The 26,080-nt window shown below is 59.1% G+C and carries 31 protein-coding genes; 21 read left to right on the top strand and 10 right to left on the bottom strand.

Annotation, left to right across the window (positions count from 1 at the left end; genetic code table 11):
- Positions 1-6 precede the first annotated feature (6 nt).
- The 16 genes from AAHA39_RS06260 to AAHA39_RS06185 all read left to right on the top strand — a co-directional run bounded on the left by AAHA39_RS06260 (position 7) and on the right by AAHA39_RS06185 (position 12,424).
- Positions 7-285: a DUF6482 family protein gene (locus AAHA39_RS06260; protein WP_033114194.1), complete on the top strand. Its 279-nt coding sequence runs from the start codon at positions 7-9 to the stop codon at positions 283-285.
- 87 nt (positions 286-372) lie between these two features.
- Complete coding sequence (locus AAHA39_RS06255) at positions 373-1,209, top strand: 7-cyano-7-deazaguanine synthase (protein ID WP_042032130.1); 837 nt, start codon at positions 373-375, stop codon at positions 1,207-1,209.
- A gap of 97 nt (positions 1,210-1,306) precedes the next feature.
- Positions 1,307-1,879, top strand: coding sequence for a DUF3157 family protein (locus AAHA39_RS06250; RefSeq protein WP_043851729.1), 573 nt, complete (start codon positions 1,307-1,309; stop codon positions 1,877-1,879).
- 174 nt (positions 1,880-2,053) lie between these two features.
- Positions 2,054-2,695, top strand: a complete 642-nt coding sequence (locus tag AAHA39_RS06245; protein WP_043851730.1) for an autotransporter — start codon at positions 2,054-2,056, stop codon at positions 2,693-2,695.
- Positions 2,696-2,875: 180 nt separating this feature from the next.
- Positions 2,876-3,823 carry a YbgA family protein gene (locus AAHA39_RS06240; RefSeq protein ID WP_139394956.1) on the top strand — a complete coding sequence of 316 codons (948 nt, stop codon included), beginning with the start codon at positions 2,876-2,878 and terminating at the stop codon, positions 3,821-3,823.
- Between the two features lie 69 nt (positions 3,824-3,892).
- Positions 3,893-4,780, top strand: a complete 888-nt coding sequence (locus AAHA39_RS06235) for a MerR family transcriptional regulator (protein WP_320656679.1) — start codon at positions 3,893-3,895, stop codon at positions 4,778-4,780.
- On the top strand, positions 4,777-6,198 hold the full coding sequence (gene phrB, locus AAHA39_RS06230) for a deoxyribodipyrimidine photo-lyase (RefSeq protein ID WP_320656680.1): 1,422 nt from the start codon (positions 4,777-4,779) through the stop codon (positions 6,196-6,198). Before AAHA39_RS06235 ends, phrB begins: the two co-directional genes overlap by 4 nt.
- A 1-nt stretch (position 6,199) precedes the next feature.
- Positions 6,200-6,628, top strand: coding sequence for a nuclear transport factor 2 family protein (locus tag AAHA39_RS06225; protein ID WP_042658379.1), 429 nt, complete (start codon positions 6,200-6,202; stop codon positions 6,626-6,628).
- Positions 6,625-7,359 carry an SDR family NAD(P)-dependent oxidoreductase gene (locus tag AAHA39_RS06220; RefSeq protein ID WP_320656681.1) on the top strand — a complete coding sequence of 245 codons (735 nt, stop codon included), beginning with the start codon at positions 6,625-6,627 and terminating at the stop codon, positions 7,357-7,359. Before AAHA39_RS06225 ends, AAHA39_RS06220 begins: the two co-directional genes overlap by 4 nt.
- A complete protein-coding gene (locus AAHA39_RS06215) occupies positions 7,356-8,615 on the top strand; it encodes an NAD(P)/FAD-dependent oxidoreductase (protein WP_320656682.1) in 1,260 nt (419 codons plus the stop codon). Before AAHA39_RS06220 ends, AAHA39_RS06215 begins: the two co-directional genes overlap by 4 nt.
- Positions 8,612-9,394 (top strand): DUF1365 domain-containing protein, encoded by a 783-nt coding sequence (locus AAHA39_RS06210; protein ID WP_320656683.1) that lies wholly within the window; start codon positions 8,612-8,614, stop codon positions 9,392-9,394. Before AAHA39_RS06215 ends, AAHA39_RS06210 begins: the two co-directional genes overlap by 4 nt.
- The gene (locus tag AAHA39_RS06205) at positions 9,394-10,650 is read left to right on the top strand and encodes a cyclopropane-fatty-acyl-phospholipid synthase family protein (protein ID WP_320656684.1); all 1,257 of its coding nucleotides are present in this window, start codon (positions 9,394-9,396) and stop codon (positions 10,648-10,650) included. Before AAHA39_RS06210 ends, AAHA39_RS06205 begins: the two co-directional genes overlap by 1 nt.
- Before the next feature lie 2 nt (positions 10,651-10,652).
- Positions 10,653-11,129 carry a DUF2878 domain-containing protein gene (locus AAHA39_RS06200; RefSeq protein WP_320656685.1) on the top strand — a complete coding sequence of 159 codons (477 nt, stop codon included), beginning with the start codon at positions 10,653-10,655 and terminating at the stop codon, positions 11,127-11,129.
- A complete protein-coding gene (locus AAHA39_RS06195) occupies positions 11,129-11,347 on the top strand; it encodes a TIGR02450 family Trp-rich protein (protein WP_033114239.1) in 219 nt (72 codons plus the stop codon). The genes AAHA39_RS06200 and AAHA39_RS06195 overlap by 1 nt, the downstream gene beginning before the upstream one ends.
- The gene (locus AAHA39_RS06190; RefSeq protein WP_320656686.1) at positions 11,304-11,846 is read left to right on the top strand and encodes a chalcone isomerase family protein; all 543 of its coding nucleotides are present in this window, start codon (positions 11,304-11,306) and stop codon (positions 11,844-11,846) included. Before AAHA39_RS06195 ends, AAHA39_RS06190 begins: the two co-directional genes overlap by 44 nt.
- Positions 11,847-11,860: 14 nt before the next feature.
- Entirely contained in the window at positions 11,861-12,424 is a 564-nt protein-coding gene (locus tag AAHA39_RS06185) for a DUF3833 domain-containing protein (protein WP_320656687.1), read from the top strand.
- Positions 12,425-12,499: 75 nt separating this feature from the next.
- On the opposite strand, the gene nqrM is transcribed toward AAHA39_RS06185, so the two are convergent.
- The 9 genes from nqrM to AAHA39_RS06140 form a co-directional block, all read right to left on the bottom strand.
- A complete protein-coding gene (gene nqrM / locus AAHA39_RS06180; protein ID WP_041208041.1) occupies positions 12,500-12,724 on the bottom strand; it encodes a (Na+)-NQR maturation NqrM in 225 nt (74 codons plus the stop codon).
- A gap of 9 nt (positions 12,725-12,733) precedes the next feature.
- Entirely contained in the window at positions 12,734-13,771 is a 1,038-nt protein-coding gene (locus tag AAHA39_RS06175) for an FAD:protein FMN transferase (RefSeq protein WP_203977306.1), read from the bottom strand.
- Positions 13,772-13,774: 3 nt separating this feature from the next.
- Positions 13,775-14,998: an NADH:ubiquinone reductase (Na(+)-transporting) subunit F gene (gene nqrF, locus AAHA39_RS06170; RefSeq protein ID WP_033114210.1), complete on the bottom strand. Its 1,224-nt coding sequence runs from the start codon at positions 14,996-14,998 to the stop codon at positions 13,775-13,777.
- A 32-nt stretch (positions 14,999-15,030) separates the two neighbouring features.
- Positions 15,031-15,627 carry an NADH:ubiquinone reductase (Na(+)-transporting) subunit E gene (gene nqrE, locus AAHA39_RS06165; protein WP_041208043.1) on the bottom strand — a complete coding sequence of 199 codons (597 nt, stop codon included), beginning with the start codon at positions 15,625-15,627 and terminating at the stop codon, positions 15,031-15,033.
- A 3-nt stretch (positions 15,628-15,630) separates the two neighbouring features.
- Positions 15,631-16,263 (bottom strand): NADH:ubiquinone reductase (Na(+)-transporting) subunit D, encoded by a 633-nt coding sequence (locus AAHA39_RS06160; RefSeq protein WP_033114212.1) that lies wholly within the window; start codon positions 16,261-16,263, stop codon positions 15,631-15,633.
- Positions 16,256-17,044 carry a Na(+)-translocating NADH-quinone reductase subunit C gene (locus AAHA39_RS06155; protein ID WP_320656688.1) on the bottom strand — a complete coding sequence of 263 codons (789 nt, stop codon included), beginning with the start codon at positions 17,042-17,044 and terminating at the stop codon, positions 16,256-16,258. Before AAHA39_RS06155 ends, AAHA39_RS06160 begins: the two co-directional genes overlap by 8 nt.
- Complete coding sequence (locus tag AAHA39_RS06150) at positions 17,034-18,263, bottom strand: NADH:ubiquinone reductase (Na(+)-transporting) subunit B (protein ID WP_041208045.1); 1,230 nt, start codon at positions 18,261-18,263, stop codon at positions 17,034-17,036. The genes AAHA39_RS06155 and AAHA39_RS06150 overlap by 11 nt, the downstream gene beginning before the upstream one ends.
- Before the next feature lie 3 nt (positions 18,264-18,266).
- Positions 18,267-19,610 (bottom strand): Na(+)-translocating NADH-quinone reductase subunit A, encoded by a 1,344-nt coding sequence (locus AAHA39_RS06145; protein ID WP_041208046.1) that lies wholly within the window; start codon positions 19,608-19,610, stop codon positions 18,267-18,269.
- Between the two features lie 437 nt (positions 19,611-20,047).
- Positions 20,048-20,362 (bottom strand): BolA family protein, encoded by a 315-nt coding sequence (locus tag AAHA39_RS06140; protein ID WP_042032116.1) that lies wholly within the window; start codon positions 20,360-20,362, stop codon positions 20,048-20,050.
- 206 nt (positions 20,363-20,568) lie between these two features.
- Here AAHA39_RS06140 and AAHA39_RS06135 point away from each other — a divergent pair, with 206 nt between their 5' ends.
- The 5 genes from AAHA39_RS06135 to AAHA39_RS06115 all read left to right on the top strand — a co-directional run bounded on the left by AAHA39_RS06135 (position 20,569) and on the right by AAHA39_RS06115 (position 25,417).
- Complete coding sequence (locus AAHA39_RS06135; RefSeq protein ID WP_320656689.1) at positions 20,569-21,702, top strand: methyltransferase; 1,134 nt, start codon at positions 20,569-20,571, stop codon at positions 21,700-21,702.
- 12 nt (positions 21,703-21,714) lie between these two features.
- Positions 21,715-22,299, top strand: a complete 585-nt coding sequence (locus AAHA39_RS06130) for a YajG family lipoprotein (RefSeq protein ID WP_033114218.1) — start codon at positions 21,715-21,717, stop codon at positions 22,297-22,299.
- Positions 22,300-22,301: 2 nt separating this feature from the next.
- The gene (locus AAHA39_RS06125; RefSeq protein WP_033114219.1) at positions 22,302-22,877 is read left to right on the top strand and encodes a peptidylprolyl isomerase; all 576 of its coding nucleotides are present in this window, start codon (positions 22,302-22,304) and stop codon (positions 22,875-22,877) included.
- A 164-nt stretch (positions 22,878-23,041) separates the two neighbouring features.
- A complete protein-coding gene (locus AAHA39_RS06120) occupies positions 23,042-24,415 on the top strand; it encodes an AmpG family muropeptide MFS transporter (protein ID WP_320656690.1) in 1,374 nt (457 codons plus the stop codon).
- 156 nt (positions 24,416-24,571) lie between these two features.
- Positions 24,572-25,417: a nucleoside-specific channel-forming Tsx family protein gene (locus AAHA39_RS06115; protein WP_320656691.1), complete on the top strand. Its 846-nt coding sequence runs from the start codon at positions 24,572-24,574 to the stop codon at positions 25,415-25,417.
- A gap of 99 nt (positions 25,418-25,516) precedes the next feature.
- On the opposite strand, the gene AAHA39_RS06110 is transcribed toward AAHA39_RS06115, so the two are convergent.
- Positions 25,517-25,999 (bottom strand): YajQ family cyclic di-GMP-binding protein, encoded by a 483-nt coding sequence (locus tag AAHA39_RS06110; RefSeq protein WP_005303589.1) that lies wholly within the window; start codon positions 25,997-25,999, stop codon positions 25,517-25,519.
- Between the last annotated feature and the right edge of the window lie 81 nt (positions 26,000-26,080).

Raw genomic sequence — 26,080 nt, 5'->3', positions numbered from 1 at the left:
AGCGTTATGGAGCATGGCCGGTTTCGCAATTGGCTCAGTCACTATCCGGAGTCGAGCCTGCTGATCGCCTGCAAGGATGGCAGCGGTTATCAACTATGCATAGAAGCGGAAGGGGAGTGCCTCTGCCTGACCGACAGCGAGGGGGGGCGGCTTACCTTCACCTCGCTGGAGCAAGCAGAAGGTTTCCTTCGTGCTCACCAGATCCATCAGGCCCGGCTGCGGGTTTATGATGCCCAGAACGAAGATGTCGGGGCCGAATCGCAAGAGATCATTATCAAGTTTTAACCACAAATCCTGACCTTTTTAAGGGTCTATTCAGCTTGCCCGTTGCACAATACCGGAACCTGTTGTTGATCCGTCGGAGCTGTTGTCATGGGTGCCAATGTCGTTCTATTGAATCAGGGATATGATCATGCGTTCCTGGCCCGCGAGCAGCAGATGCTTGAGCGGCTGGCCGGGTTTGAGGAGGTCGTGGTCTCTTTTTCCGGGCGACTGGAGTCCTGTTACAGCATCGACATGTGCCGTGCCAGCGGCGTGAAGATCCATGCCATCACCTTTGACAACCCGACCCGCAGCCGCAGTGAAGTGGCGCGAGCCCGTCGTTACTGCCAGCGCTACGGTATCGATCACTGGATTATCAAGACCGACGAAATGATCTTCTGCGATCGCCTGCCCCATATGGAGGGGCTGATCGATCCGGTGCGCCGCTTGCGTGAACATGTGGGGGCACATCCAAAGTGGAACCATCTCCCGCTGCTGGTGCCGGCGGCGCTGGAAGAGCGGGATGAGTATCTGGCTGAATTCGGTTCTCTGCCTGACCACACTATCTGGTTCTTTGCCGACAACCAGATGACCCGGCGGGATTTTCGCTATGGCTTCAACAAGCGCCAGCTTGGTCGCTGGGGCAAGGGGGGCAATGGCTGCCTGAGCCATCGCTTCACCAATCCACGGCTGCTTGAGCAGCGTTACCTGCGGATGGTGGATCAAGCCGAGCAGATGCTGGCCGACATGGGGCTGGACGAGGCGCAGGTGTTTTTTCACACCCTCTCCGATTGCGGCATGACCCTGGCCCGGGTGCGTCTGCCTGAACACCAGCGGGCGCAGGCCTTTGATCTCCAGCCGGACATCCTGATGGCGCTCAAAGGAACCGAGTTCGATCTGGTGACCCTCGACATGGTGCAGGAAGAGCGCCACGACCTGGCTATCTAGACTCCTGCGACAGCGGGAACGTGAGTCCCGTCATAGGCAAGGAGGGGCGCGACTGTTTATACTGTCGCCCTTTCACCCGTTACCGAGTGTTCATGCCATGAAATCTTTCTCCCGTCTGCTGGTTGCTCTCTGTCTCTCGCCCGTGTTGGCGCAGGCCGCTCCTGTTACCCAGGTGACCCTGCCTGATGGTCGTCAGGTGCAACTGAACGATGACTTCACCTGGGAATATCTGGTGGTCAAGCCGGCCGAGCCCGTCAAGGCGCTGGCCGAAGGGGCGAAAGCAGGCGCCGTGGTCGCGGTATCGGCCCCCGTGCTGACCGATCAGGCCAAGGCACACCCCGAATTGCTGTCACAGGCAGCGCGTGACGGGATCGTGGTCAAGCTCGACAAGGTTGAGGGGACAGATCCCCTGATGCTTACCTTTATGGTGGGCAATACCGGTACCCGCAATGTGGTCGGTGTCCGTGGCTGGGTCACGCTCTTCAGTCAGGAGGGGGTACAGCTCTCCCGTCAGGAGGCCCGTTTCTGGGTCGCCGAGAACCGTCTGCCGGAGACCTATCTGCGCAAGGGGCAGGAGCGTCCATCACTGGCCCTCGAGGTTGCCCGTCCGGCCGGATTGACCGGTCAGCCGCTGGTGCGAGTCGAGATCGACGAGGTGGTCTTCCGCTGAATGTTTACCGGCTGGCGTGAGCCTCACGCCAGCCATTTGTAACTCCTGTCATCATCCGCAATATCTGCTTACATCTGACATGATTTGGCAACAGCTTGCCGCTCGGCAACGCCACGCCGTCCCCGCACAATAACTCCATACCAGCTCGACGAGCTTATCAATGGAGTTAATGAGATGAAAAAGAGCGCTGTTTCCCTTCTGGTTCTGGCCGGTTTTGCTTCTACCTCTGCACTGGCACAGGATGCTTTCAGCTACGCCAAGGGCGCGGCTACCTGGGCTCATACCAAGTCCGACTATCTCAACGGTACCTTCAGCAATGACAGTAAAGGCACCCGTGATTTTGGCGGTCTGAGCCTGGATCTCTCCAAGAGCTTCGGCTCCAATTTCTACGGTCGTGGCAGCACTGAGTACACCTCTCGCAGCAGCGGCAACGACAGCATGTCTATATCCAGCATCGGTGTCGGTGTCTTTACCCCGCTCAGCACAGGTCTGAACCTCTACGGCGAAACCGGTGTGACCGGCTACATGCTTGAGCGTGAACTTGCCAGCGATATCGCTAACAAAGGCTGGGATGCTGTTGCTCGCAAAAACAGCGGCAGCATGTACGGCGAAGTGGGTCTGCGCTACGACATCGGCAATGTCGAGCTCTCCACTGCCTACCGCTACGCCAACATGACCGGCGATATGCACGACTTCAAAGTGGGCGGCGCCTACAAGCTCAACCAGAACTGGGCTCTGACTGCCGACTACACCTACCGCAAGTGGGATGTGCAACAGGGTTCCATCTCCAGCCTGGGTGTGAAGTACAGCTTCTAATCCCCCTTCCCGTAGTCCGTAGTGTCTTGATTTTTACCCATGGCATTTGCCATGGGTTTTTTCTTTTTCCGGTGATCCTCTTTTTCTCCTTGTGTCGTATCAGTTGGCAATAGTTATACAACTTCCATTTCTTTGTATAACTGCTATAACTGAATCAATGCTTATACAAGGAGCGTTATCATGTACAAGATTAAAGTCGGTATCAGTGCCTGTCTGCTGGGACAAGAGGTGCGTTTCGACGGGGGCCACAAGCGCTCCAGCTTCTGCGAACGGGATCTTGGCGCTCACTTTGACTACCACCCCGTCTGTCCCGAGATGGCTATTGGTCTCGGGGCGCCCCGTGCCGCTATCAGGCTGGTCAAGCGTCACGGCGAGATCCGCGCCGAGGCGAGCAACGGCAGCTTCGATGTCACCGAAAAGCTGATTGCCTTCAGCGAGCAGAAAGCACGCCAGCTCGACTTTATCTCCGGCTACATCCTCTGTGCCAAATCCCCCAGCTGCGGCATGGAGCGGGTGAGAATTTATGGTGCCAACAACGAGGGGAGCGCCAAGGAGGGGATCGGCCTGTTTGCCAGGGCGCTGATGGAGGCCAACCCCCTGTTGCCGGTCGAAGAGGATGGCCGCCTGTGCGACCCCATCCTGCGCGAGAACTTCGTGCTGCGGGTCTTTGCCTACCACGACTGGCAGCAGCTCTGCGCCCGCGGCATCACCGCCTCTGCGCTGATCCGCTTCCACTCCCGCTACAAGTATCTGGTGCTCTCCCACGCCACCACCCACTACCGGGCGCTTGGCAAGCTGCTCGGCAATCTGGGCAAGTCCGCCAACTTGCAGGAGGTAGCCGACAATTACATCAAGGGGTTGATGGCTGCTCTGACCCTGCGGGCTAACCGCCGCAGCCATACCAATGTGCTGATGCACCTGCAGGGCTACTTCAAACGGGTGCTGACCCCGGCCCAGAAGCAGGAGTTGGCCGATACCATCGACAAGTACCGCACCGGCATCTTCCCTTTGCTGGTACCGCTCACCCTGATCCGCCACTACCTGCGCGAGTACCCCAATCCCTACCTTGCCGAGCAGGTTTATCTCAATCCGCACCCCGATACGCTCAAATTGCGTTACGGGCTCTGAATCCGTTCTGTTGCCCCGGCGCATGGCTTGCGCCGGGGCGCTTCACCCCTCTGTTTGATGGACGTTGTCATGTCTGATTTACCGCAAGAAGTTGCTCCTCTGGCTGATGAGGGGATCTACCCCATTCGCGAGGTCTCCCGCCTCACTGGCGTCAACGCCGTGACCCTGCGCGCCTGGCAGCGCCGCTACGGTCTGGTGCAGCCGGCCCGTACCGAAAAGGGCCACCGCCTCTACAGCGAGCAGGATATTCGCCAGATCGGCGAGATCCTGAGCTGGCTGGAGCGGGGGGTGAGCATCGGGCAGGTGAAGGGGCTCTTGAGCGAACCTCACGCCCAGCCGGTGAGCGATCACTGGCAGCAGACCCTGGAGCAGTTCAGTCAGGCGCTGCTCGCCTTCAACCAGCGCAAGGCGGAGGCTGAGCTTAACGATCTGCTGGCGAGCTACCCGTTCGAGCTGGTGCGCAGCCGGGTACTGCAACCGCTGGTAGAGCGACTGCTGGGGCTGTGGCGCGAGCGGCCCGATGGCGAGCTGCTGCAACAGGTGTGGCTGGGCTGGCTGCATACCCGCTTCGCCCGCCACCTGATCGAGCAGGAGAAGGGCGTGCCGATCACCTTGGCGAGCTGGGGACAGGTGGGCCCACTCGATCTGGTCTGGGCCGCCTACGAGCTGATCGGTCAGGGCTATGAGGTGCAACTGCTGGGGGCGGTGGAGCCCCGCCATGTCAGCCTGCTGGAAGGACGTGCCGTTACCCCCTGGGTGGTATTGCTGGGAGCCGGTCTTGGCAAACAGGAGCTGGCTGCCAGCTGGCCCGCCGGTACCCGCTTCTTTGGCGAGCTGGGGCGCCTCTACGATGGCGAGTGGCTGCAAGCCCACGGCTGGCAGGCGAGCCTTGCCGAGGCGATGGCGGGCATGCCTGCGGCGGCTGGCGCCGGCGGACGCGGGAGGAAAAAATCATGAAGCTGGTCTGGTTGCGTAACGATCTGCGCCTTGCCGACAACCCGGCACTGCGGCATGCCTGCGCCGGTGATGAACCGGTAGCCGCGCTCTTTATCATCTCCCCCACCCAGTGGCAGCAGCACAAAATGGCCCCGATTCGTCAGCGCTTTATGTTGGCGCAGGTGGATGAGTTGGGGCGCGAGCTGGCGGCGCTTGGCATTCCGCTCCATCTGCTGCGAGTGGATACCTTTGCCGAGGCACCCGCTGCGCTGGCAGACCTCTGCCGCGAGCTGGGGGTGACCCAGCTCTATGCCAATCAGGCTATCGAGATCGATGAGCAGCGCCGCGATCACGCCGTCAGCGCCGCGCTGGCAGAGCAGGGGGTGAGTTGTCACTGGTTCAACGGCTGTTGCGTATTGCCGCCGGGGCGGGTGCTGACCGGTTCGGGTGAGATGTTCAAGGTCTTCACCCCCTTCAGCCGTGCCTGGCTCAAGGCACTCGATGAGGAGGGGTTTGTCATTCATCGCGCTCCTGCGCCACGGGGCGAGCCACTGCCGTGGCATCCGCTGGCCGAGCGGGCGTGGGTTGATGAGACGCTCGGCGAGCTGACGGCTGATGCCCGCTGGCCGGTGGGGGAGGTGGAAGCCCGGCGCCGTTTGAACGATTTTCTGGAGCAGGCGGTGCTCGACTATGGCGAGACCCGGGATTTTCCTGCCATCGCAGGCACGTCCGTGCTCTCCCCCTATCTGGCGGCGGGCATCATCAGCCCGCGTCAGTGTGTGGCGGCGCTCCAGCAGCGCCTTGGCTATCGGCCCCAGTCGAAGGCCCAGCCCGGCTTTGTCTGGCTCAACGAACTTGTCTGGCGCGAGTTCTATCGCCATCTGCTGGTGCTGATCCCGACCCTCTCCATGAATCGCCCCTTCAAGCCCGAGACGGCGGACTTGCCGTGGAGTTGGGATCCGGATGCCTTCGCCGCCTGGTGCGAGGGGCGCACTGGCTACCCCATCGTCGATGCGGCGATGCGTTGTCTCAATGCTACCGGCTGGATGCACAACCGGCTGCGGATGATCGTGGCGAGTTTTCTCACCAAGGATCTCCATATCCACTGGCGGCTTGGGGAGGATTACTTCATGAGTCGGTTGATCGACGGCGATCTGGCGGCCAACAACGGCGGCTGGCAGTGGGCGGCGGGTACCGGCGCCGATGCGGCGCCCTATTTTCGGGTCTTCAACCCCACCACTCAGGGGCAACGATTTGATCCACAAGGGGAGTTTATCCGTACCTGGGTAACTGAACTTGCCGATATTCCCGCCGCTTATGTGCATCAGCCCCACGACTGGCTGCGGCTCAAGGGGCGGCAGGATTATCCGGCACCCATGGTGGATCACGCCGTTGCCCGGGTGAGAGCCATCGAGATGTTTCGCTCTCTGGAGAAATAGGATGAACGAGCCGCTGGCCCGCTTTATTGGCCTCTATCAGCAACTGGACAAACAGCAGTTGCACCGTTTGCCCGAGGTCTATGCCGAACAGGTGGTCTTTACCGATCCGGCCCACCGTATCGAGGGGCTGGCGGCCCTTGGCGACTATTTTGCCGCCCTCTATCAGCGCCTCGCCTACTGCCGTTTCGTCATCACCAGTCAGCAGCAACAAGGGCAGCAGGCCTGGCTCGGCTGGACCATGACCTTCTCGCACCCCAGATTGCGTGGTGGTGAGCCGGTGACGGTGGAGGGGGCCACCCGCCTCGAGTTCGACGAGGCGGGCAAGGTGTGCCAGCACAGGGACTATTTTGACCTGGGCGCCATGCTCTACGAGCAGTTGCCGCTGCTCGGGCCCGTGGTGCGCGCCATCAAGGGGAGACTGGGCGCATGAGCGGCCGGGTGCTCATTACCGGGGCGACCTCCGGCATCGGTCGCCAGTTGGCGCTCGATTACCGGCGTGCAGGCTGGCAGGTGTGGGGCTGTGGTCGCGATGGCGAACGACTACAGGCGCTGGGGCTGGCTGGCGTCACGCCGCTGCAGTTCGATGCCCGGGATCTGGCCGCAATGAGCGGGGTGGCTGCCACGCTGCCATCCCTCGATCTGCTGATCCTCAACGCAGGCAACTGCGAGTACATGGATGTCGGCGAGGGGTTTGACAGCGAGCTGTTTGCCCGGGTGATTGAGACCAATCTGATCGCCACCGGTCATGCGCTGGCCGCCTTCTTGCCGCTGCTAGGTGCAGGATCTCGGCTGGCCATTGTCAGCTCGTCGGTGAGCTGGCTGCCGCTGCCGCGGGCCGAGGCGTATGGCGCTTCCAAGGCGGCCCTCGACTATCTGGCGGATACCTTGCGCCTCGATTTGGCCAGCAAAGGGATCGGGGTGACCCTGATCCGCCCCGGCTTTGTCCAGACGCCGCTCACCGCCAAAAATGATTTTCCCATGCCCTGTCTGGTGACGGTGGAGCAGGCCTCCCGCGCCATCATGGACGGGCTGACCGCTGGTCGTCACCAGATCCACTTTCCCCGCCGTTTCATCTGGTTGCTGCGCCTGCTTGGTGCGCTGCCGGTGGGGCTCTGGCTGCGCCTTGGCCGCGCACTCGTATCGAAAGGAAGCCATTCATGAAGAAAAAGATCGCCATCGTCGGTTCAGGGATCTCGGGGCTCACCGCCGGTTTTCTGCTCCACAAACTCCATGACATCACCCTGTTCGAGGCGGCGCCGACCTTGGGCGGCCACACCGCCACCGTCGATGTGAATCAGGCTGGCCGCAGTTATGCCATCGACACCGGTTTTATCGTCTTCAACGATCGCACCTACCCCAACTTCTTGAAGTTGCTGGCGCGGATCGGCATGGCGCGGCAACCGGCCGAGATGAGCTTCTCGGTAAAGAGTCCGGAGGGGCTGGAGTATAACGGCCACAATCTCGACACCCTGTTTGCCCAGCGCAGCAATCTGCTGAGTCCGCGCTTCTACGGTTTTGTCGCCGAGATCCTGCGTTTCAACCGGGAGGCGCGGGCCTGGCTGGCAGATGGCCAACAGCAGGATGCAGTCCCCGAGCTGACGCTGGGAGACTTTCTGCTGGCGGGGGAGTTTAGCGACTACTTCGCCCGCCACTACATCTTGCCGATGGGGGCGGCGATCTGGTCATCGACCCTGGCCGATATGCGCGCCTTCCCCCTTGGCTTCTTCCTGCGCTTTTTTGCCAACCATGGCCTGCTGGATGTGGCCAATCGCCCCCAGTGGTACGTGATCCCGGGCGGCTCGCGGGAATATATCGGGCCACTCACCGCCGGATGGCAGTCGCAGATCCGCCTCGCCTGTCCGGTGCAGAGTGTGCGACGGGAAGCGGATGGTGTGGTGATGCTGAGCAGTTACGGCGAGGAGCGGTTTGACGAGGTGATCTTCGCCTGCCACAGCGATCAGGCGCTGGCGCTGCTGGCGGATCCCGGCGAGCGGGAGCAGGCAATCCTCGGCGACATGCCCTTTCAGGCCAACGATGTCTGGCTCCACACCGATGCGCGCTGCCTGCCCACCCGCCGCAAGGCATGGGCCAGCTGGAACTATCAGCTCGATGGCAACGACGAGGCGCGGCCGCTGGTGAGCTACAACATGAACATCCTGCAGGGGGTTAACTCGCCGGAGCCCTTCTGCGTCAGCCTCAACCCCAGGGGCAAGGTGGATGAGAGCAAGGTACTGCGCCGCTTCGTCTACCACCATCCAGTGTTCAATCAGGCCTCCATCGCTGCCCAGCAGCGGCGTGCGGAGATCTGTGGCCAACAGCATACCCACTTCTGCGGCGCCTACTGGTATAACGGCTTCCATGAGGATGGGGTACGCAGCGCGCTGGATGTCGCCAGGCGCTTCGGAGCCGAGCTATGAACGGCGCCACCGTGGCCACCGAACATGAGCGTACAGACGAACTGGTTGGCGTCACCAGCGCCATCTGGCAGGGGTCGGTGCGCCACCGCCGTTTTGCACCGCGGGCTCACACCTTCTCCTACAGCCTCTTTATGCTGGGACTGGATCTCGACGAGCTGCCGCAGCTCGATCAGGGGCGCTGGTTCGGGGTGGAGCGGGTTGGGCTGCTCTCGTTTCACCGCCATGACTATCTCAAGGGCAGCGAGGGGAGCCTCAAGCAGGCGGTGTGGCAGAAGGTGAGCGAGCTGGGTGGCGATGCCGATCCTGAGGGGCGGGTGCTACTGCTCGGCAATGTGCGCTGTCTGGGCTTCTACTTCAGCCCGGTCAACTTCTACTTTTGCTACCGGCAGGGAGAGGCGCGCTATCTGCTGGCGGAGGTGTCGAACACCCCCTGGAATGAGCGTCACTACTACCTGCTGGATCTGGCGGCGCTGGCACCCCATGACAAGGATTTTCACGTATCCCCCTTTATGGGGCTCGCGATGCGTTATCACTGGCGGATCAGGCCGCCCGCACGGGAGACACTGATCCACATCGAGAGTCATCCCGTATCCGGTGAAGCCAAGCTGTTTGACGCCACCCTGGCGCTCACTCGCGAACCCTTGTCGCGCAAGGGGCTGGTGGCCCTGCTGGCCCGCTGGCCATGGATGACCATGAAGGTGCTGCTCGGGATCTACTGGCAGGCCCTGCGTCTTTTTATCAAACGAACCCCGATTTTTACCCATCCGGAGAGCCGCTAATGGAACTTGCTCAATCAACCCTCTCTGCCTCTTTTATCGACAAGGGGGCAAGGCAACTGCTGCTCAATCTGCTGGGTCGCCTCGAACATGGCCAGCTGCTGCTGCGAGATGGCGGTGAGCGCTACAGCTTTGGCGTCGCGGGTACCGATCTGCATGCCGAACTGGTGGTGCAGGATCCGGCCTTCTATCGCCGCCTGTTGCTGGGGGGCAGCATTGCCGCCGGAGAAACCTGGGTGGAGGGGCTGTGGACTAGTCCGGATCCGGTGGCGCTGGTGCGTCTGCTGGCCCGCAATCTGACCCTGCTTGACTCCCTTGAACGGCGCCTCGGCTGGCTCAGCTTCCCGTTCAACAAGGTGCGTCACTGGCTTAATCGCAATACCCTGACCGGCTCGCGCTCCAACATCGCCGCCCACTACGATCTCGGCAATACCCTCTATCAGGGTTTTCTCGACAGCCATATGCAGTACTCGAGCGCCATCTATCCGAGCGCCGAGGCCACTCTCGAAGAGGGTCAGCAAGCCAAGTTGCACACCATCTGCGAGCGGCTGGAGCTGGGGCCTGACGATCATCTGCTGGAGATCGGCACCGGCTGGGGTGGCCTCGCTGTCTATGCCGCGCGCCACTACGGTTGCCGGGTGACCACCACCACCATCTCCCGGGCTCAGCATGACTATGCCAAGGAGTGGATTGCGCGGGAGGGGCTGGAGGATCGCATCACCTTGCTGCTGGAGGATTACCGCAAGCTGGAAGGGACCTATGACAAGCTGGTCTCCATCGAGATGATCGAGGCGGTGGGCCACGCCTTTCTGCCCGACTATTTCCGCCAGCTGTCGCGGCTGCTCAAGCCCGGTGGCCGTCTGCTCATTCAGGCCATAACCATCGCCGATCAGCGTCATGCCCAGTATCTGCGCGGGGTTGATTTCATCCAGCGCTACATCTTCCCCGGTGGCTGCCTGCCGAGCATCTCCCAGATGGCGGGGTTGCTGGCACGGGAGACCGATATGCAGCTGGTGCGGCTGCACGATCACGGTCATCACTATGCCCGAACCCTGGCTCACTGGTGCGAGCGCTTTCTGGCGCTGGCACCCGAGCTGCCCAAGCTCGGTTACAGCCAGGATTTCATCCGGCTCTGGCACTTCTACTTCGCCTATTGCGAGGGGGGATTCTGGGAGCGCACCATCAGTCTGGTGCAGCTGGAGGCCGCCAAGCCGGGGCCCGCTGGCTGGTCGGGTGATTTGCCAGTAAGCGGTCACTGACCATGTGGCAGTGGGCTCACCTGCTGGGATTCAACCTCTACTGGTTGCTGGCGGTGAAGTGGCAGCAGCCGGGCCCGCTGCTGGTGATCTTGCTGCTGCATTTTCTCTTCTCACCCAGCCGTCAGTGTGACTGGCGGCTGCTCCCCATCGCGGTGGCCGGCTGTCTGCTGGATGCCCTGCTCTGGCAGCTCGGCTTGTTCCGCTTTCCCGCCGGTTTTCCCCTCTGGCTGGCTCTGCTCTGGCTCGGTTTTGCCCTGACGCTGGCCCACGGTATGCGCTGGCTGCTGCGTCTGCCCCGCTGGCAGCAGGCGTTGTTTGGCATGGTTGGCTGCACCTCCTCCTATGTGGCGGGAGCCGTCATGGGGGCAGTACACTTACCCTGGGGCATCGGGATCAGTGCGGCGCTGCTGGCAGTGATCTGGATGTGGTGGTTACCCGTACTCCTGTGGGTAATGGTCAAGCTGGAGGGTGAGTCATGATGAACTCCTTTTCGACCGACACGCTGCTTTTTTCCAAGTGGACCAAAGAGAGCCAGCACGAGCTGACAGATCGCTTCTATCTGGTGGTTGCCTGCCAGCGGAATGCGCAGGGCCAGCTGGTGCAGGTGGTGATGCAGGATATCAATACCCTGCAGGAACAGGAGATGGACTGGCATGAACTCGAAGACCCCAATCACTGGCATATGGGGTGGAATTAGCCTCCACCTTGCCGCCCTGAGCCTGCTCGTTGCGACTACCAGCGATGCGGCAACACTCCCCTGGCAGAAGCTGCGTCCGGTCGGGCAGGGGCAGATGCATTGGCTCTGGTTCAAGCTCTACGACGCCACCCTGTTTAGCGAGAGTGGTCGCTACCAGCCGGGCCACTATCCACAAGCGCTTACCCTCACCTATGCCAGAGCCATCGAGCGGGATGATCTGCTCGGCGCCACTTCGTCCGAGTGGCAGCGCCTCGGGGTGGGGAGCGATGCCGAGCGCAAACAGTGGCTGGAGCAACTTGCTGCAATCTGGCCTGATGTCGCTGCGGGCGATCGGCTCACCTTCTATGTCGATGAGGCGGGGCATGGCCACTTCTGGTGGCAAGACAAACGCCTTGGTTCCCTCGACGATCCCCGATTTTCGGCCGCCTTTCTCGCAATCTGGCTGGCTGACAACAGTCTGGATCCTGCACTGACCCGCCGTCTGCGCGGCCAATCCTGATAGTGGAGTCTGCCATGCTGTGTATCCCGTCGTTGCTACGCTCCCTGCTACCCGGGCGGCGTCTATTTGTATTGTGCCTCGCCCTGCAGCTCAGTGGTTGTGGCGCCAGTCTCGACAGTTATCGGGGCCAGAGTCCGCAGTGGGATCTCGCCCGTTTCTTCAATGGCAAGCTGGTGGCCCATGGTCTGGTGACCGATCGCAGCGGCGAAGTGACCAGCCGCTTTCGGGTCGAGATGACCGGGCGCTGGCAGAACGGCAAGGGCGAGCTGTTCGAGCAGTTCTATTTTGACGATGGTCGCCAGCAGACTCGCACCTGGTATCTCAGCAAGGGGGCAGATGGCCACTGGCGTGGGACAGCATCGGATGTGGTGGGAGAGGCGGTAGGTAAAAGCGAAGGGTTTGCCCTCAACTGGCGCTATCAACTCGATCTGGCGCTGCCGGACGGTGAGGTGGTGCGGGTAAGCTTCGATGACTGGATGTATCTGCTGGATGAGGAGCGCCTGATCAATCGCGCTGCCATCAGCAAGTTCGGCATCCATCTGGGCGAGGTGATCCTCTATATCGAGCGAACATCCTGACCGGTGTGCTCTGTGTGAAAGCCAATAAAAAAAGCGCGCCGATGGCGCGCTTTTGTCTATCGCAAGGCAGACAGATCAGATGATCCGGTTCTCCTCCAGCATCTTGCGACGGGCCTCTTCCTTGGCCATCTTCTTCTTGCGATTGTCGCAAGGTTCGGGGCAGTCGCACTCCTTCTCGATGCCGACGCCACCCAAGCCGCCACAGGAGCCCGAGATGGTCTTCTTCTGGAAGATGTAGCCAATGGCCATGGCCACAATCACCAGCATGAATACCCCGAAGGTGATCAGAAAAATCTGCATCTCTACCTCTTACTTCTTGACCAGATAAGGCTTGAAGGCCTCGGAGTAGGCCTCTTCATAGCCCTTGTCGGTCTTGGTGATGACAAAGATCGCCAAACCCCGCTCGTTGGCATAGGCCAGGCTCTTCTCGGTACCCATCACCATGAACACGGTCGCCAGCCCGTCTGCGGTCATGCAGGAGGGGTGGATCACGGTCACCGACACCAGACGATGCTGGATCGGTTTGCCGGTGCGCGGGTCTATGGTGTGGGAGAAGCGCTGGCCATCCAGCTCATAGTAATTGCGGTAATCGCCGGAGGTGGCAACGCCATTGTCACCCGGGACAATAACCTCCTGCACCGAGCCGGCATTGGCAGTCGGCTTCTCGATGGCGACGCGCCAGGGGTGACCCTTGCCGTTGACGCCATTGATCCGCAGCTCGCCGCCAATCTCCACCAGATAGTTGCGCGCCCCCAGGGATTCCAGATACTCGGCCACCTTGTCGACACCAAAGCCCTTGGCGATGGCGGAGAGGTCGACGTAGAGGTCGGGAATATCCTTTTGCAGGGTATCGGCATCCACCGAGGTGATGACGTGCAGGTTGCCAAGACCGGTCTTCTGACGGGTCTGGGTGATCAGCTCGTCGGACGGTACCTTGGTAGGTCGCTTGTCCGGGCCAAAGCCCCACAGATTGACCAAGGGGCCGACGGTGACGTCCAGCGCCCCCTGGCTCTCACGGCCAATGTGAATGGCCTCTGTGACTACCCGGGCGGTATCCCGCGAGACCACCACCGGCGTGGAGCCGCGATGCTGGTTGAAGCGTGACAGCTCGGAGTCGGGACGATAGGTGGACATCTGATCGTTGACCCGCTCCAGCAAGACATCGACCTCGGCTTGAAGCTTGGCCGGATCGGTGATGACGCTGTCCGCCACCTTGATGGAGTAGTAAGTGCCCATGGTGCTACCGGTGATGTGGATCTCCGGTTTGGATTGGACCGTTTCCTGACCGCACCCAGTCAAGAAAAAGGCTAGCCCGAGGGCTAGCCAGGTCTTTACAACACTGTGCATGGATTAACCACCAAAGTCATCCAACAGGATATTTTCGTCTTCAACGCCCAGATCTTTGAGCATGTTGATGACGGCTGCGTTCATCACGGGAGGACCACACATGTAGAACTCGCAATCTTCCGGCGCTTCGTGGTTTTTGAGATAGTTCTCGTAGAGCACGTTGTGGATGAAGCCGGTGTAGCCGTCCCAGTTGTCTTCCGGTTGCGGATCGGACAGGGCGACGTTCCAGGTGAAGTTCTCGTTCTCGGCGGCCAGCATGTCGAAGTCTTCGACATAGAACATTTCGCGCTTGGAACGGGCACCGTACCAGAAGCTCATCTTGCGCTTGGACTTCAGGCGACGCAGCTGGTCGAAGATATGGGAGCGCATCGGCGCCATACCCGCACCACCACCGATGAATACCATTTCGGCATCGGTGTCCTTGGCGAAGAACTCGCCGAACGGACCGGAGATGGTCACCTTGTCACCCGCTTTCAGGTTGAAGATGTAGGAGGACATCTGTCCCGGAGGGGCAGTCCAGTTGCTGGGCGGCGGCGTAGCGATACGTACGTTCAGCATGATGATGCCGAACTCTTCCGGATAGTTGGCCATGGAGTAGGCACGGATGATCGGCTCATCGACCTTGGACTCCAGCTCAAAAATCTTGAAGCGATCCCAGTCACCGCGATACTCCTCGGGAATATCGAAGTTCTTGTAGTAGACGTGGTGAGCCGGCGCTTCGATCTGGATATAACCACCGGCGCGGAACGGTACGCTCTCGCCATCGGGGATCTGCAGCTTGAGCTCCTTGATGAAGGTGGCCTTGTTATCGTTGGAGATAACAGTACATTCCCACTTCTTCACCCCGAAGATCTCTTCCGGCAGTTCGATGTCCATGTCGCCACGAACGGTGACCTGACAGGCCAGACGCTCGCCGTGACGGGCTTCGCCCTTGCTGATGTGATCCAGTTCGGTCGGCAGGATGTCGCCGCCGCCAGACTTCACCCGCACCTTGCACTGACCGCAGGAGCCACCGCCGCCACAGGCGGAGGAGACGAAGATACCGTTGCCGGCCAGAACGCCGAGCAGCTTGCCACCGGCCGGGCTGGTCACAGCCTTGGCCGGGTCACCGTTGATGCTGATTGTCACGTCGCCCGCGGTCACCAGCTTGGACTTGGCGAACAGAATGACTGCCACCAGTGCCAGCAGGATCACGGTAAACATGACCACACCCAAAATAATTTCCATCTATCGTTCCTTTCTGATTGCAGGAAAGCCGATTACAGGGAGATACCAGAGAAGGACATAAAGCCCAGCGCCATCAGGCCGGCAGTGATGAAGGTGATGCCCAGACCACGCAGGCCTTCCGGAACATCGGAGTACTTCATCTTCTCGCGGATACCTGCCAGCGCAACGATCGCCAGCATCCAGCCTGCACCTGAACCCACGCCGTAGACCACAGACTCCATGAAGTTGTAGTCACGCTGCACCATGAAGGAGACGCCACCGAAGATGGCGCAGTTCACGGTGATGAGCGGCAGGAAGATACCCAGGGCGTTGTAGAGAGCCGGGAAGTACTTGTCCAGCGCCATCTCCAGGATCTGCACCAGCGCTGCGATCACCCCGATGAAGGTGATGAAGCTCAGGAAGCTCAGATCCAGGTCAGGGGAGAGGGCACCCGCTTTCAGCACATAGTTGTAGATCAGGTTGTTGACCGGTACGGCGATGGTTTGCACCACGATAACGGCAATACCAAGACCCATGGAGGTCTTGACCTTCTTGGACACCGCCAGGAAGGTACACATCCCCAGGAAGAAGGAGAGTGCCAGGTTTTCGATGAAGATCGATTTAATCAACAGACTCAGATAGTGTTCCATACCTTAATCCTTCGCCTCCACCTGCTTGGGATCCTTGGTGCGAACGCCCCAGATGATCAGACCAATGATGAAGAATGCACTCGGCGGCAGCAGCAGCAGACCGTTGGGTACATACCAGCCACCGTTGTTCACCAGCGGCAGCAGCTCGATGCCGAACCAGGTGCCGGAGCCCAGCAGTTCACGCACGGTAGCGACGCTCAGCAGAATGGCGCCATAGCCCAGACCGTTGCCGATACCATCCAGGAAGGAGGGGAGCGGCGCGCTCTTCATGGCGTAGGCTTCGGCACGACCCATCACGATACAGTTGGTGATGATGAGGCCGACGAAGACCGACAGCTGCTTGGAGATGTCATAGGCATAGGCCTTGAGCACCTGGTCAACCACGATAACCAGCGAAGCGATGATGGCCATCTGGGCAATGATCCGCACGCTGTTCGGGATCTGGTTGCGGATCAAAGAGATGAACAGGTTTGAGAAGGCGGTGACCGCCATAACCGCGAGGGTCATTACAAACGCTGTCTTCATCTGGCTGGTAACCGCGAGTGCAGAACAGACACCCAGCACCTGCAAGGCGATGGGGTTGTTGCCCAGCACAGGGGTCAACAGCAACTTTTTCATTTCGCTCTTGTCAGCCATTGTTGATTTCTCCTGCACGAACCTTGGCCAGGAAAGGACCGAAGCCCTTGGGACCCATCCAGAAGTCGAAGGTATGCTGTACGCCGTTACCGGTCAGAGTGGCACCGGAGAGACCGTCGATCTCGTGCTCGGAGCCCGCCGGAGCGTGACCCTTGATGACGCGCAGCGCCGGCATGCCATCCTGATCGAACAGCTTCTTGCCAACAAACAGCTCGCGCCAGGCCGGATTCTCGATTTCACCGCCCAGACCCGGGGTTTCACCGTGGTCGTAGTAGGTGATGCCCTTGATGGTCTGGCCATCAGCGGCAACCGCGACGAAGGCATACATGGTCGACCACAGACCCTGACCGTAAATGGGCAGGATGATGTTGTCGATCTTGCCTTCGGCATCCTTGGCGAAGAACACCGGAACCAGCTTGGAGATCTGACGCAGACCAGCCTTGTCGTCGGCAGCAGCCAGACGGATGTTTTGCGCCGGATCTTTGGCAGCCTGCTTGGTATCGAAGTTGTCGGCATCGCCGTCAACAAAGTTACCGGTGGTGAGATCCACCAGACGGGCTTCGATCTTGTCGCCATACAGCTTGGCCAGATCGCGCTTGGCCACATCGCTGATATCGACGCCGGCTACGGAGAGAATGTTGCTCTGCTTGTCCAGCGCCTTGTTCTCCTCTTGGGTAGAACGCAGGCCAACGGCAGCAACGGATACCACGATGGAACAGGCCAGGCAGAGGCCGGTTACCACGCTGATGGTGCCGAAGGTTGAGTCTTTATTAAACGCCACGAGCAATCCTCCGCTTGATGTTTGCCTGAGCGACGAAGTGGTCAAACAGGGGAGCAAACAGGTTTGCAAACAGAATGGCCAGCATCATGCCTTCCGGGAACGCCGGGTTGACTACGCGAACCAGCACGACCATCACGCCGATCAGGGCGCCGTACCACCACTTGCCCTTGTTGGTAAAGGCGGCGGAGACGGGGTCGGTTGCCATGAAGGCCATACCGAAGGCAAAGCCACCCAGCACCAGATGCCAGTGCCACGGCATGTTGAACATGGGGTTGGTATCGGAACCGATGACGTTGAACAGCAGGGAGGTGGCGATCATACCGATCATCACGCCGGCGATGATGCGCCAGGAGGCGATGCGCATGTAGACGATCATGGCTGCGCCCAGCAGGATCATCAGGGTAGAGACTTCACCGATGGAACCCGGCAGGTTCCCCAGGAAAGCGTCCATCCAGCTGATAGCCTGACCGGTTGCACCGTTGATCAGTGCCATCTGGCCGCCCTGTGCCCACTGGCTCAGCGCGGTTGCGCCGGAGTAGCCGTCAACAGCAACCCATACGGCGTCACCGGAGATCTGGCCCGGGTAGGCGAAGAACAGGAAGGCACGACCGGCCAGCGCCGGGTTCAGGAAGTTTTTGCCGGTACCACCGAACACTTCCTTGGCCATCACCACACCGAAGGTGATACCCAGAGCAGCTTGCCACAGGGGCAGCTCGGGCGGCACGATCAGGGCAAACAGGATGGAGGTCACGAAGAAGCCTTCGTTGATCTCGTGCTTGCGTACCATGGCGAACAGCACTTCCCAGAAGCCACCGACCAGGAAGGCGGTCAGGTAGATGGGGAAGAAGTGGGCGGCGCCGATCATCATCTTGCTGCCAATACCGGCAACAGCGGGATCGAGGGAGGCACCCAGCATGGTTGCCAGCGCATATTGCCAGCTGCTGGCACCGGCTGCCGAGCCCATGTGAGCGATCGCGGCAATGGCCTGGTTACCAACGTTGTACATGCCCCAGAACATGGCCGGGAACACGGCCAGCCACACCATGATCATCATGCGCTTCAGATCGAGCGCATCACGAACGTGGGAGGCGTTGCGGGTTACGGAACCCGGGGTATAGAACAGGGTGTACGCTGCTTCGAACAGGGCGTAGTACTTCTCGTACTTTCCACCCGGTTCGAAGTGGTGTTCCATTTTTTCAAGAAGTTGCTTGAAACTCATCGCTTAACCTTCCAGTTCAATCTTGGTCAGGCACTCACGCAAGATGGGGCCGTACTCGGTCTTGCCGGGGCAGACGAAAGTACAGAGGGCCAAATCTTCCTCATCCAGCTCCAGACAACCCAGTGCCTGAGCACCGTCGGTATCACCGGAGATCATGTCCCGCAGCAGCAGGGTCGGCAGGATGTCGAGTGGCATCACCCGCTCATAGTTGCCGATAGGCACCATGGCACGGTCACTACCGTTGGTAGTGGTGGTGAAGTTGATCAGCTTGCCCTTCATCAGATGAGAAAGGGTGGTGCGGGTGATGGAGAACTTGTTGGCGCTGGGGTTGATCCAGCCCAGGAACTCTTTCTCGCGACCTTCGCCCAGTACGCAAACCTGATTGTGGTAGCGACCCAGATAGTCGTGAACACCGTCAGCCTTGGCACCGCTCAGCAGAGAACCGGAGATGACGCGGTTTTCGTCAGCGCGCAGCTCGTTGTTGGTGAGCTGGCTGATGCAGGCACCCATGCGGGTACGCAACAGACGCGGCTTGAGCACGTTCGGGCCTGCCAGAGCGATCACCTTGTCAGTGAAGATCTGGCCGGTGGTGAACAGCTTGCCGAATGCGATCACGTCCTGATAGTTGATGTGCCACTGCACCTTGGTGCTGCTGACCGGATCCAGGAAGTGGATGTGGGTACCTGGCAGACCGGCAGGATGCGGGCCAACAAAGATCTCTTCCTTGACCTTGGCCAGAGGAGAGTGAGGCAGGCTGCCTTCGCCCTTGCAGACATAGACGGTGCCGTCGGTCAGACGAGTCAGCACGGCCAGACCGTCGAGGAACGCCTGAGACTGCTCCTTAATGATCAGCTCTGCGTTGGCGGCCAGCGGGTTGGTGTCCATGGCGGTCACAAAGATGGCGCGCGGGGCTGTGCCTACCGCGGGAACTTTGCTGAAGGGACGAGTGCGCAGCGCGGTCCACTGGCCGGATGCAAGCAGGATCTCCTGTACTTTGCTGCGCTCAAGCTTGGCCAGCTCGGCAGAGGCAAAGTGCTCGAAGGTAACCTGTTCATCGGAGCCGTCCAGGTCGATGACCACGGACTGGAGAACACGTTTGGCACCACGGTTGATCTCTGAGACCACACCGGTGGCGGGAGCTGTGAATTTAACGCCCGGATTCTTCTTGTCTTCGAAGAGCTCCTGACCTTTGATGACGCGATCACCTACTTTGACGAACATAGTAGGTCGCATCCCCACGAACTCCTCGCCCAGTGTAGCAACACGGGTGATGGCGGGGCCATCGTAGATTACTTGCTCTGGCGCACCCAGCACGGGGATGTCCAGTCCTCTTTTGATTGTAATCATACTTAATTGCACTACCGTTACGGGAAGAGAGGTTGGTTAGCGCCGAGAAATACATCACGACGGGTGGTTGAATGAATCGGCATTGCAGCCGTGCCAGGCGGGCTGACACAACGATTATTAAACATGCGAGGTCATTCAAAAGCGCCTGAGTTTACCACTCAAGGTGCATTTTTTTCCATGCCAAATGGGCAAAATCCCCGTGGCATCACAAAATTAACCTGCAATGAATAATCGCCAAACCCCTTGTAACTCGTGGTTTTAAAGGTTTTTTATTTGCGCTTTGTCGAGGAAATTGGAGGGGGAGACCTGGATGGAGCAGCCTTGAACATCGTCTTGGAAAATTGCATTTCCAACCCGTCAAAAAGGCTGGAAATGCACAGGATTTGTTTAATTTATGGCTATTTGCCGATGTTCAGGTTATCGGGAGGTCAATTCCGTCAGGAGAGCGACGGTTTGCCCACACAGCTCGGGGTACGCGGGGCATTGCCTTTCTCCTGCCACTCGCTGCCGGTGTAGGTGTGCAGCGCCAGCGCATGAACCGGCCCTGCCAGCTCGTCGGCCAGAATAGCGTTGACCTGGCGATGGCGGGCAAGCAGGCGCTCTCCGGCAAACTGCTCACTGACGATGATGACCTTGAAGTGGCTCTCCGAGCCCGGTTCAACCCGATGCATATGGCTTTCGTTGATCACTTCCAGCAGGCTGGGGGAGAGGGCTGCGGTCAGCTTGGCTTCGATCAGTTGTTGCATGGTCATCTGTGTTGTTTCCGAAACGTGAATGTCGGGCCATTCTATCGGCAGTTGCGGGGCTGAATAACCCCCCTTGCGAGGGAAATCATCCATCAGCAGCGCGCTCTGACGCGCTTGCAACTGGTGAAATTCCTGCTCCTCGCTAGAATAGCGCCACTTTGCGTCGTCCCTGGCGCCTGTTATCCGAATCAAGCCGAGGTTGGACTCATCCTATGCAAACCCTTCTCGAGACGCCCCATTGCCAGCTCACGCTCTATCGTTATCCGCGCCTGAGCCAGGAGACCCTGCAAGCATGGGATGCGGCAGACGAGTATCTGATCAATACCCTGGCGGAGTCTCCCCTCGAGCAGGCTGGCCCCGTCATCATCATGAATGACAGCTTCGGAGCACTGACAGCTTTTCTGCATGACCATGCTCCCTGCTGCGTGACCGACTCCTACATCAGCGAGCGCGGGATCCTGGCCAATCTGGCCGAGAACGGACTGGATGTTGGCGGGATCACCCAGCAGGATGCGCTGGCGCCGCTACCGGTTGCCCCCGCGCTGGTGGTAATCAAGGTCTCCAAATATCAGGCGCTGCTGGAGCAGCAACTGCTGGCGCTGCGGGAGGTAGTGACACCGGCGACCCGCGTCATCGCAGCCGGCAAGGCGAAGGATATTCATACCTCGACCCTCAAGCTGTTCGAAAAGTATCTGGGGCCGACTCGTACCTCGTTGGCCTGGAAAAAAGCGCGTCTCATCCACTGCGAGCCGCAGGCTGACCTGCCGGCGCTGGCCAACCCCTTTCCGACCGTTTGGCCGCTGGAGGGCACCGACATGCTCATCCACAACCACGCGAATGTCTTTTCGCGCACCAGTCTCGATATCGGTGCCCGCTTTATGCTGGACAACTTGCCCATCCACAGCGCACGTCAGGTGATCGATCTCGGTTGTGGCAACGGCGTGCTGGGACTCTCGCTGCTGGCGCGGGATCCCGAGGTGGAGGTGACCTTTATCGATGAGTCCTACATGGCGGTTGCCTCGGCTCGGCTCAATGTGGAACAGAATCTGGCCGATGCGCTGCCGCGCGCCCGCTTTATGGTCAACAACTGTCTCGACGGTGTCGCGGCTGGTTCGGCGGATCGGATCCTCTGCAATCCTCCCTTCCATCAGTTGCAGGCAATCACCGATCATATCGCCTGGCAGATGTTCTGCGATGCGCACCGGGTGTTGCCTCGGGGGGGCGAACTCTGGATAGTAGGCAACCGTCATCTGGACTATCACAACAAGCTCAAGCGTCTGTTTGCCAACGCACAAGTCGTTGCGTCGAACAGCAAATTCGTTATTTTGAAAGCCATCAAACGCTAAAGGAAACCCATGATGAAAAAGTCACTCTTGCTGCTGGCCGCCCTGATGCTGGGCGGGTGTGCCACTCACTGGCCGGAGACGGCGATGCTCAACCCGCAGGTGATCCCCGCCAACCAGCAAGTCTACTCCGGTAACCGCATCACCATGGAAGGGGTGGACAAGCGTGAAGCCGCCTATGTCTTCTCCATCAAGTACAAGGAGAAAGCGCCGGTGCTGGTCAACAGCGAACGTCCGCTCAACCTGCTGATGGCCGAGCGGCTGGCGGAAGGGCTGCGCAGTCAGGGACTGGAAGTGGGCAACAGCGGTACCACCAACCTGACCCTGGTCATCTCCAACGCCGCGGTCAATGTGGAAGAGAAGACCTTTACCTATGTCACCAAGTCCCGTGTCAGCCTGCAGGTGATCGCTGATTTTCAGGGCAACCGTCTGACCAAGCAGTTCAACATGTCCTCCAGCAAGGAGAGCCCGAGCGAGCCGGGCATGGCGGATCTGGAATCCACCCTCAACCTGCAACTGGGTAGCGCACTGCAGCAGATCATGGCCGACGAGGCGCTGCGTGGTTATCTGAAAGGTCAGCCTGCGACCACAGGGGTGTAAAGATGAAAAAACTCTGGTTGCTGGCCATGTTGATCGCCCCGCTGGCGTTCGCTGGTCCGAAAGTGAAGCTGGAAACCAACCACGGCAATATCGTGGTGGAGCTGGCATCCAAACAGGCACCGCAGACGGTGAAGAACTTCCTGCGCTACGTGGCGGATGGCAGCTACGATGGCAGCATCTTCCACCGGGTGATCCAGGATTTCGTGGTGCAGGGCGGCGGGTACAACCAGCAGTTCCAGCAGCTGCCGACCTATGAACCGGTAGTCAACGAATCCCGTGGCGGCCTGCCCAACAAGCGCGGCACCATCGCCATGGCCCGTACCCAGGCGGTCGATAGCGCCACGCGTCAGTTCTATTTCAATCTGGTCGACAACAACAACCTCAACGCCGATGGCGGTGCCGGTTACACGGTATTTGGTCAGGTCGTGCAGGGGATGGAAGTGCTCGACAAGCTGGCGCAGGTACAGACTGGCTACAGCCCCATTCTGCGTGCCAATGATGTGCCGACCAGTCCCATCATCCTGAAGAAGGTGGTGTTGCTGGCTGAACCCCCGGTAGAGAAGAAAGCCAAGAAGTAGGTGCCAGTTTTCCCTGCCGCGCTCTCTTTGGCTGGTCCGGTAACTGTTTTGAAGGCTCATCCCGTTCGGGGTGAGCCTTTTGTTCATCTATCTCCCTGCCTTGGCTATCGCGCTTCAACCTGCCAAAATGGCGCACTTTTCCCAGATTCGTCAGGTAGTTCAACATGATCCGCAAGCCGAGCTGGCGAGAATCCCTCGCCGTTTATCTCGAACCCAGAGTGCTGATCCTTTTTGCCATGGGCTTCTCATCGGGTCTGCCCCTGTTGCTGGTCTTTGGCACCCTCTCTTACTGGCTGCGGGAAGCGGATGTCAGCCTGACCGATATCGGCTACATGAGCTGGGTGGCACTGGCCTATGGCTTCAAGTGGCTGTGGTCGCCACTGGTGGATCGCATGCCGCTGCCACTGCTCTCTACCCTGCTGGGGCGTCGCCGCAGCTGGATGCTCTTCTCCCAGCTGCTGATCGCCGGGGCGCTGGTCGGTATGGCGTTTTGTGATCCCAAGAGTGGTTTGACCCAGCTGGCGCTGTTCGCCCTGCTGGTGGCGTTTGCTTCGGCGACGCAGGATATTGTGATCGACGCCTATCGCATCGAGTCGGCACCGGAGCGGCTGCAGGCTGCGATGGCGGCCTCCTACATGACCGGTTATCGGTTGGCGATGATCATCGCCGGTGCCGGCGCACTGGCGCTGGCGGCCTGGTTTGGCAGCAACAGCGGGTATGACTATCACGGCTGGCAGGTGACCTATCTGCTGATGGCTGCGCTGATGTCCCTTGGGGTGATTACAACCCTCTTGTGTCACGAACCGGAAATCGATCTGGCAGGACAGAGCCAGCAGCAGGGGGAACGCAAGGCTCTGTTGCTGGCCCGTGGCTGGCCTGCACCGCTGGCCAGTGTGGGGGCCTGGGGTTATGAGGCGGTCTGGAGCCCCTTTGCCGACTTCTTCCGTCGCTACGGTCACTCGGCAATGCTGATCCTGGCGCTTATCGCTTGTTATCGGGTTGCCGATGTGGTGATGGGGGTGATGTCCAATAGCTTCTATGTAGACATGCAGTTCAGCAAGACCGAGGTGGCCACCATCACCAAGGTGTTCGGGGTGATCATGACGCTGGCGGGGGCCGCTGTGGGTGGCGTGCTGGTGATGCGGTTTGGCACCTTGCGCATTTTGTTTCTTGGCGCGCTGCTCACAGCCAGTACCAACCTGCTGTTCGCTCTGCTCCATCAGGTGGGTCACAATCTGGAGCTGCTGACGCTGATCATTTCCCTCGACAACCTCAGCGCCGGTATCGCGACTGCTGCGTTTGTCACCTATCTCTCGAGCCTTACCAATGTCGCCTTTTCGGCGACCCAGTACGCCCTGTTCAGCTCGGTGATGTTGCTGTTGCCCAAACTGCTGGCCGGTTTTTCTGGCCAAATCGTGGAGCAGATTGGCTACAGTGCCTTCTTTGTCGGAACCAGTTTATTGGGCTTGCCTGTGTTGTTGTTGATTGTGCTGGTAGCCAGAAAGGGGAGTGCGTTGCTCTCAGCGGCTGACAAATAGCAAGCGTTTGCGTAGAATCGGGGGTGATTAGATTCACACTTCCGGATAAAGTTCCCGAGAAGTTGTTTCTCCCCCTATTTTATTTGATTAGAATTCCTCTCGCTCCTTGTGGGCAGGCTACGGAAAACCTCAACTAACGCACAAGAGACCAATAAAATGGCCAAATTTACCAAGACTCTGATCGCTGCCGGCCTGATGGCTGCTGCTGCCACTCCGGCCTTCGCTGCTGACTATAGCGGTGACATCCATAAAAACGATTACAAATGGATGCAGTTCAACGTAATGCATACCATCGACCAACGTCCGTTTCTGAAGTCTAATGGTGATTACAACGATACCTACTTTGAAATGGAGTTTGGTGGTCGTTCTGGTCTGTTTGACCTGTATGGTTATGTCGATGTGTTCGATATTTTCCAAAGCAGCCACAGCGACAAGCACAATGGTAGCAACATCTTCATGAAGTTTGCTCCGCGTCTCTCTCTGGACGCCCTGACTGGTAAAGACCTCTCCTTTGGCCCAGTACAAGAACTCTATATTGCCACCTTGAACAACGTTGAAACCGGTCACAAAAACGATGCCAACATGATGGAGAACATGGTCGGTCTGGGTGCTGACGTTCAGGTGCCTTGGTTCGGTAAAGTTGGCATGAACCTGTATGCTCGCCATGCAACCGAAAGTGGCTTCGCGGCTGAAGAGGGTGACTGGAATGGCTATCAGTTCTCCATGAACTGGTTCAAGCCTTTCTATACTTTCTCCAACGGCAGCTTCGTATCTTACCAAGGTTATCTGGATTATCTGTTTGACCGCGATACCCATGGTGATGATTTCTACTCATCCAATGGTTTGGGGACCTTCCATGGTATCTACTGGCACTCCGATCGTTACGCTGTTGGTTACGGCCTGAAGTACTTCAACGAAATTTATGGCCTGAACAATGGTGCCTTTGGTGTTCTGAATACTACCGGTTTCGGTCACTATTTCTCTGTTACCTACAAGTTCTAATCAAACTTGAGGTACAAAAACCGGAGCCTTGGCTCCGGTTTTTTATTTTCGCGCTTATTGCGTGACATGCTCGGTAGCGGCGCCACGCAACAACATTATTTAGTCGCGGAAATTCTGGAACTGCATCGGCTGGCCCAGCTCGGCGCCACGAACCAGTGCCATGGTCTCTTGCAGATCATCACGCTTCTTGCCGGTGACACGCACTTCATCACCCTGGATGGCAGCCTGCACCTTGATCTTGGAATCTTTGATCAGTTTGACCAGCTTCTTGGCCACTTCCTTGTCGATCCCCTGCTTGAACTTGACGGTCAGGTGGAAACGCTTACCGGAGTGAACGGAATCGCCCACGTCCATCGAGCTGTTTTCGATATTGCGCTTGAGCAGGGCGCCACGCAGGATTTCAACCATCTGCTTGAGCTGGAAATCGGCATCCGCCTCCAGCTTGACCTCTTCCTTGTTCAACTCGAAGCTGGCTTCTACCCCACGAAAATCGAAACGGGTGGCCAGTTCACGATTGGCGTTGTCGACGGCGTTCAACACCTCGTTCATTTTGACTTCAGAGACAATATCGAATGACGGCATAGCCGGGCTCCTCATGTTGCATTATCGGGGGCCAAATCTACCAGAAATAAGGCAAATTTGCTGATTTTGATGGGGCTGCTC

Origin of the sequence: Aeromonas sp. SE22, assembly GCF_038739755.1 — a bacterium.
Taxonomy (GTDB): Bacteria; Pseudomonadota; Gammaproteobacteria; order Enterobacterales; family Aeromonadaceae; genus Aeromonas; species Aeromonas jandaei.
This window is presented reverse-complemented; position numbering and strand designations above follow the sequence as displayed.

Bases quoted from the DNA above. Each gene is read 5' to 3' on its own strand.
- AAHA39_RS06145 (WP_041208046.1), bottom strand. From the start codon at position 19,610: ATGATTACAATCAAAAGAGGACTGGACATCCCCGTGCTGGGTGCGCCA.
- AAHA39_RS06205 (WP_320656684.1), top strand. From the start codon at position 9,394: ATGGAACTTGCTCAATCAACCCTCTCTGCCTCTTTTATCGACAAGGGG.
- AAHA39_RS06115 (WP_320656691.1), top strand. From the start codon at position 24,572: ATGGCCAAATTTACCAAGACTCTGATCGCTGCCGGCCTGATGGCTGCT.
- nqrE (WP_041208043.1), bottom strand. From the start codon at position 15,627: ATGGAACACTATCTGAGTCTGTTGATTAAATCGATCTTCATCGAAAAC.
- AAHA39_RS06220 (WP_320656681.1), top strand. From the start codon at position 6,625: ATGAGCGGCCGGGTGCTCATTACCGGGGCGACCTCCGGCATCGGTCGC.
- AAHA39_RS06185 (WP_320656687.1), top strand. From the start codon at position 11,861: ATGCTGTGTATCCCGTCGTTGCTACGCTCCCTGCTACCCGGGCGGCGT.
- AAHA39_RS06110 (WP_005303589.1), bottom strand. From the start codon at position 25,999: ATGCCGTCATTCGATATTGTCTCTGAAGTCAAAATGAACGAGGTGTTG.
- AAHA39_RS06135 (WP_320656689.1), top strand. From the start codon at position 20,569: ATGCAAACCCTTCTCGAGACGCCCCATTGCCAGCTCACGCTCTATCGT.
- AAHA39_RS06215 (WP_320656682.1), top strand. From the start codon at position 7,356: ATGAAGAAAAAGATCGCCATCGTCGGTTCAGGGATCTCGGGGCTCACC.
- nqrM (WP_041208041.1), bottom strand. From the start codon at position 12,724: ATGCAGATTTTTCTGATCACCTTCGGGGTATTCATGCTGGTGATTGTG.
- AAHA39_RS06200 (WP_320656685.1), top strand. From the start codon at position 10,653: ATGTGGCAGTGGGCTCACCTGCTGGGATTCAACCTCTACTGGTTGCTG.
- AAHA39_RS06120 (WP_320656690.1), top strand. From the start codon at position 23,042: ATGATCCGCAAGCCGAGCTGGCGAGAATCCCTCGCCGTTTATCTCGAA.
- AAHA39_RS06250 (WP_043851729.1), top strand. From the start codon at position 1,307: ATGAAATCTTTCTCCCGTCTGCTGGTTGCTCTCTGTCTCTCGCCCGTG.
- AAHA39_RS06225 (WP_042658379.1), top strand. From the start codon at position 6,200: ATGAACGAGCCGCTGGCCCGCTTTATTGGCCTCTATCAGCAACTGGAC.
- AAHA39_RS06195 (WP_033114239.1), top strand. From the start codon at position 11,129: ATGAACTCCTTTTCGACCGACACGCTGCTTTTTTCCAAGTGGACCAAA.
- AAHA39_RS06245 (WP_043851730.1), top strand. From the start codon at position 2,054: ATGAAAAAGAGCGCTGTTTCCCTTCTGGTTCTGGCCGGTTTTGCTTCT.
- AAHA39_RS06240 (WP_139394956.1), top strand. From the start codon at position 2,876: ATGTACAAGATTAAAGTCGGTATCAGTGCCTGTCTGCTGGGACAAGAG.
- AAHA39_RS06175 (WP_203977306.1), bottom strand. From the start codon at position 13,771: ATGCACAGTGTTGTAAAGACCTGGCTAGCCCTCGGGCTAGCCTTTTTC.
- nqrF (WP_033114210.1), bottom strand. From the start codon at position 14,998: ATGGAAATTATTTTGGGTGTGGTCATGTTTACCGTGATCCTGCTGGCA.
- AAHA39_RS06235 (WP_320656679.1), top strand. From the start codon at position 3,893: ATGTCTGATTTACCGCAAGAAGTTGCTCCTCTGGCTGATGAGGGGATC.
- AAHA39_RS06210 (WP_320656683.1), top strand. From the start codon at position 8,612: ATGAACGGCGCCACCGTGGCCACCGAACATGAGCGTACAGACGAACTG.
- AAHA39_RS06125 (WP_033114219.1), top strand. From the start codon at position 22,302: ATGAAAAAACTCTGGTTGCTGGCCATGTTGATCGCCCCGCTGGCGTTC.
- phrB (WP_320656680.1), top strand. From the start codon at position 4,777: ATGAAGCTGGTCTGGTTGCGTAACGATCTGCGCCTTGCCGACAACCCG.
- AAHA39_RS06255 (WP_042032130.1), top strand. From the start codon at position 373: ATGGGTGCCAATGTCGTTCTATTGAATCAGGGATATGATCATGCGTTC.
- AAHA39_RS06190 (WP_320656686.1), top strand. From the start codon at position 11,304: ATGAACTCGAAGACCCCAATCACTGGCATATGGGGTGGAATTAGCCTC.
- AAHA39_RS06140 (WP_042032116.1), bottom strand. From the start codon at position 20,362: ATGACCATGCAACAACTGATCGAAGCCAAGCTGACCGCAGCCCTCTCC.
- AAHA39_RS06160 (WP_033114212.1), bottom strand. From the start codon at position 16,263: ATGGCTGACAAGAGCGAAATGAAAAAGTTGCTGTTGACCCCTGTGCTG.
- AAHA39_RS06130 (WP_033114218.1), top strand. From the start codon at position 21,715: ATGAAAAAGTCACTCTTGCTGCTGGCCGCCCTGATGCTGGGCGGGTGT.
- AAHA39_RS06260 (WP_033114194.1), top strand. From the start codon at position 7: ATGGAGCATGGCCGGTTTCGCAATTGGCTCAGTCACTATCCGGAGTCG.
- AAHA39_RS06150 (WP_041208045.1), bottom strand. From the start codon at position 18,263: ATGAGTTTCAAGCAACTTCTTGAAAAAATGGAACACCACTTCGAACCG.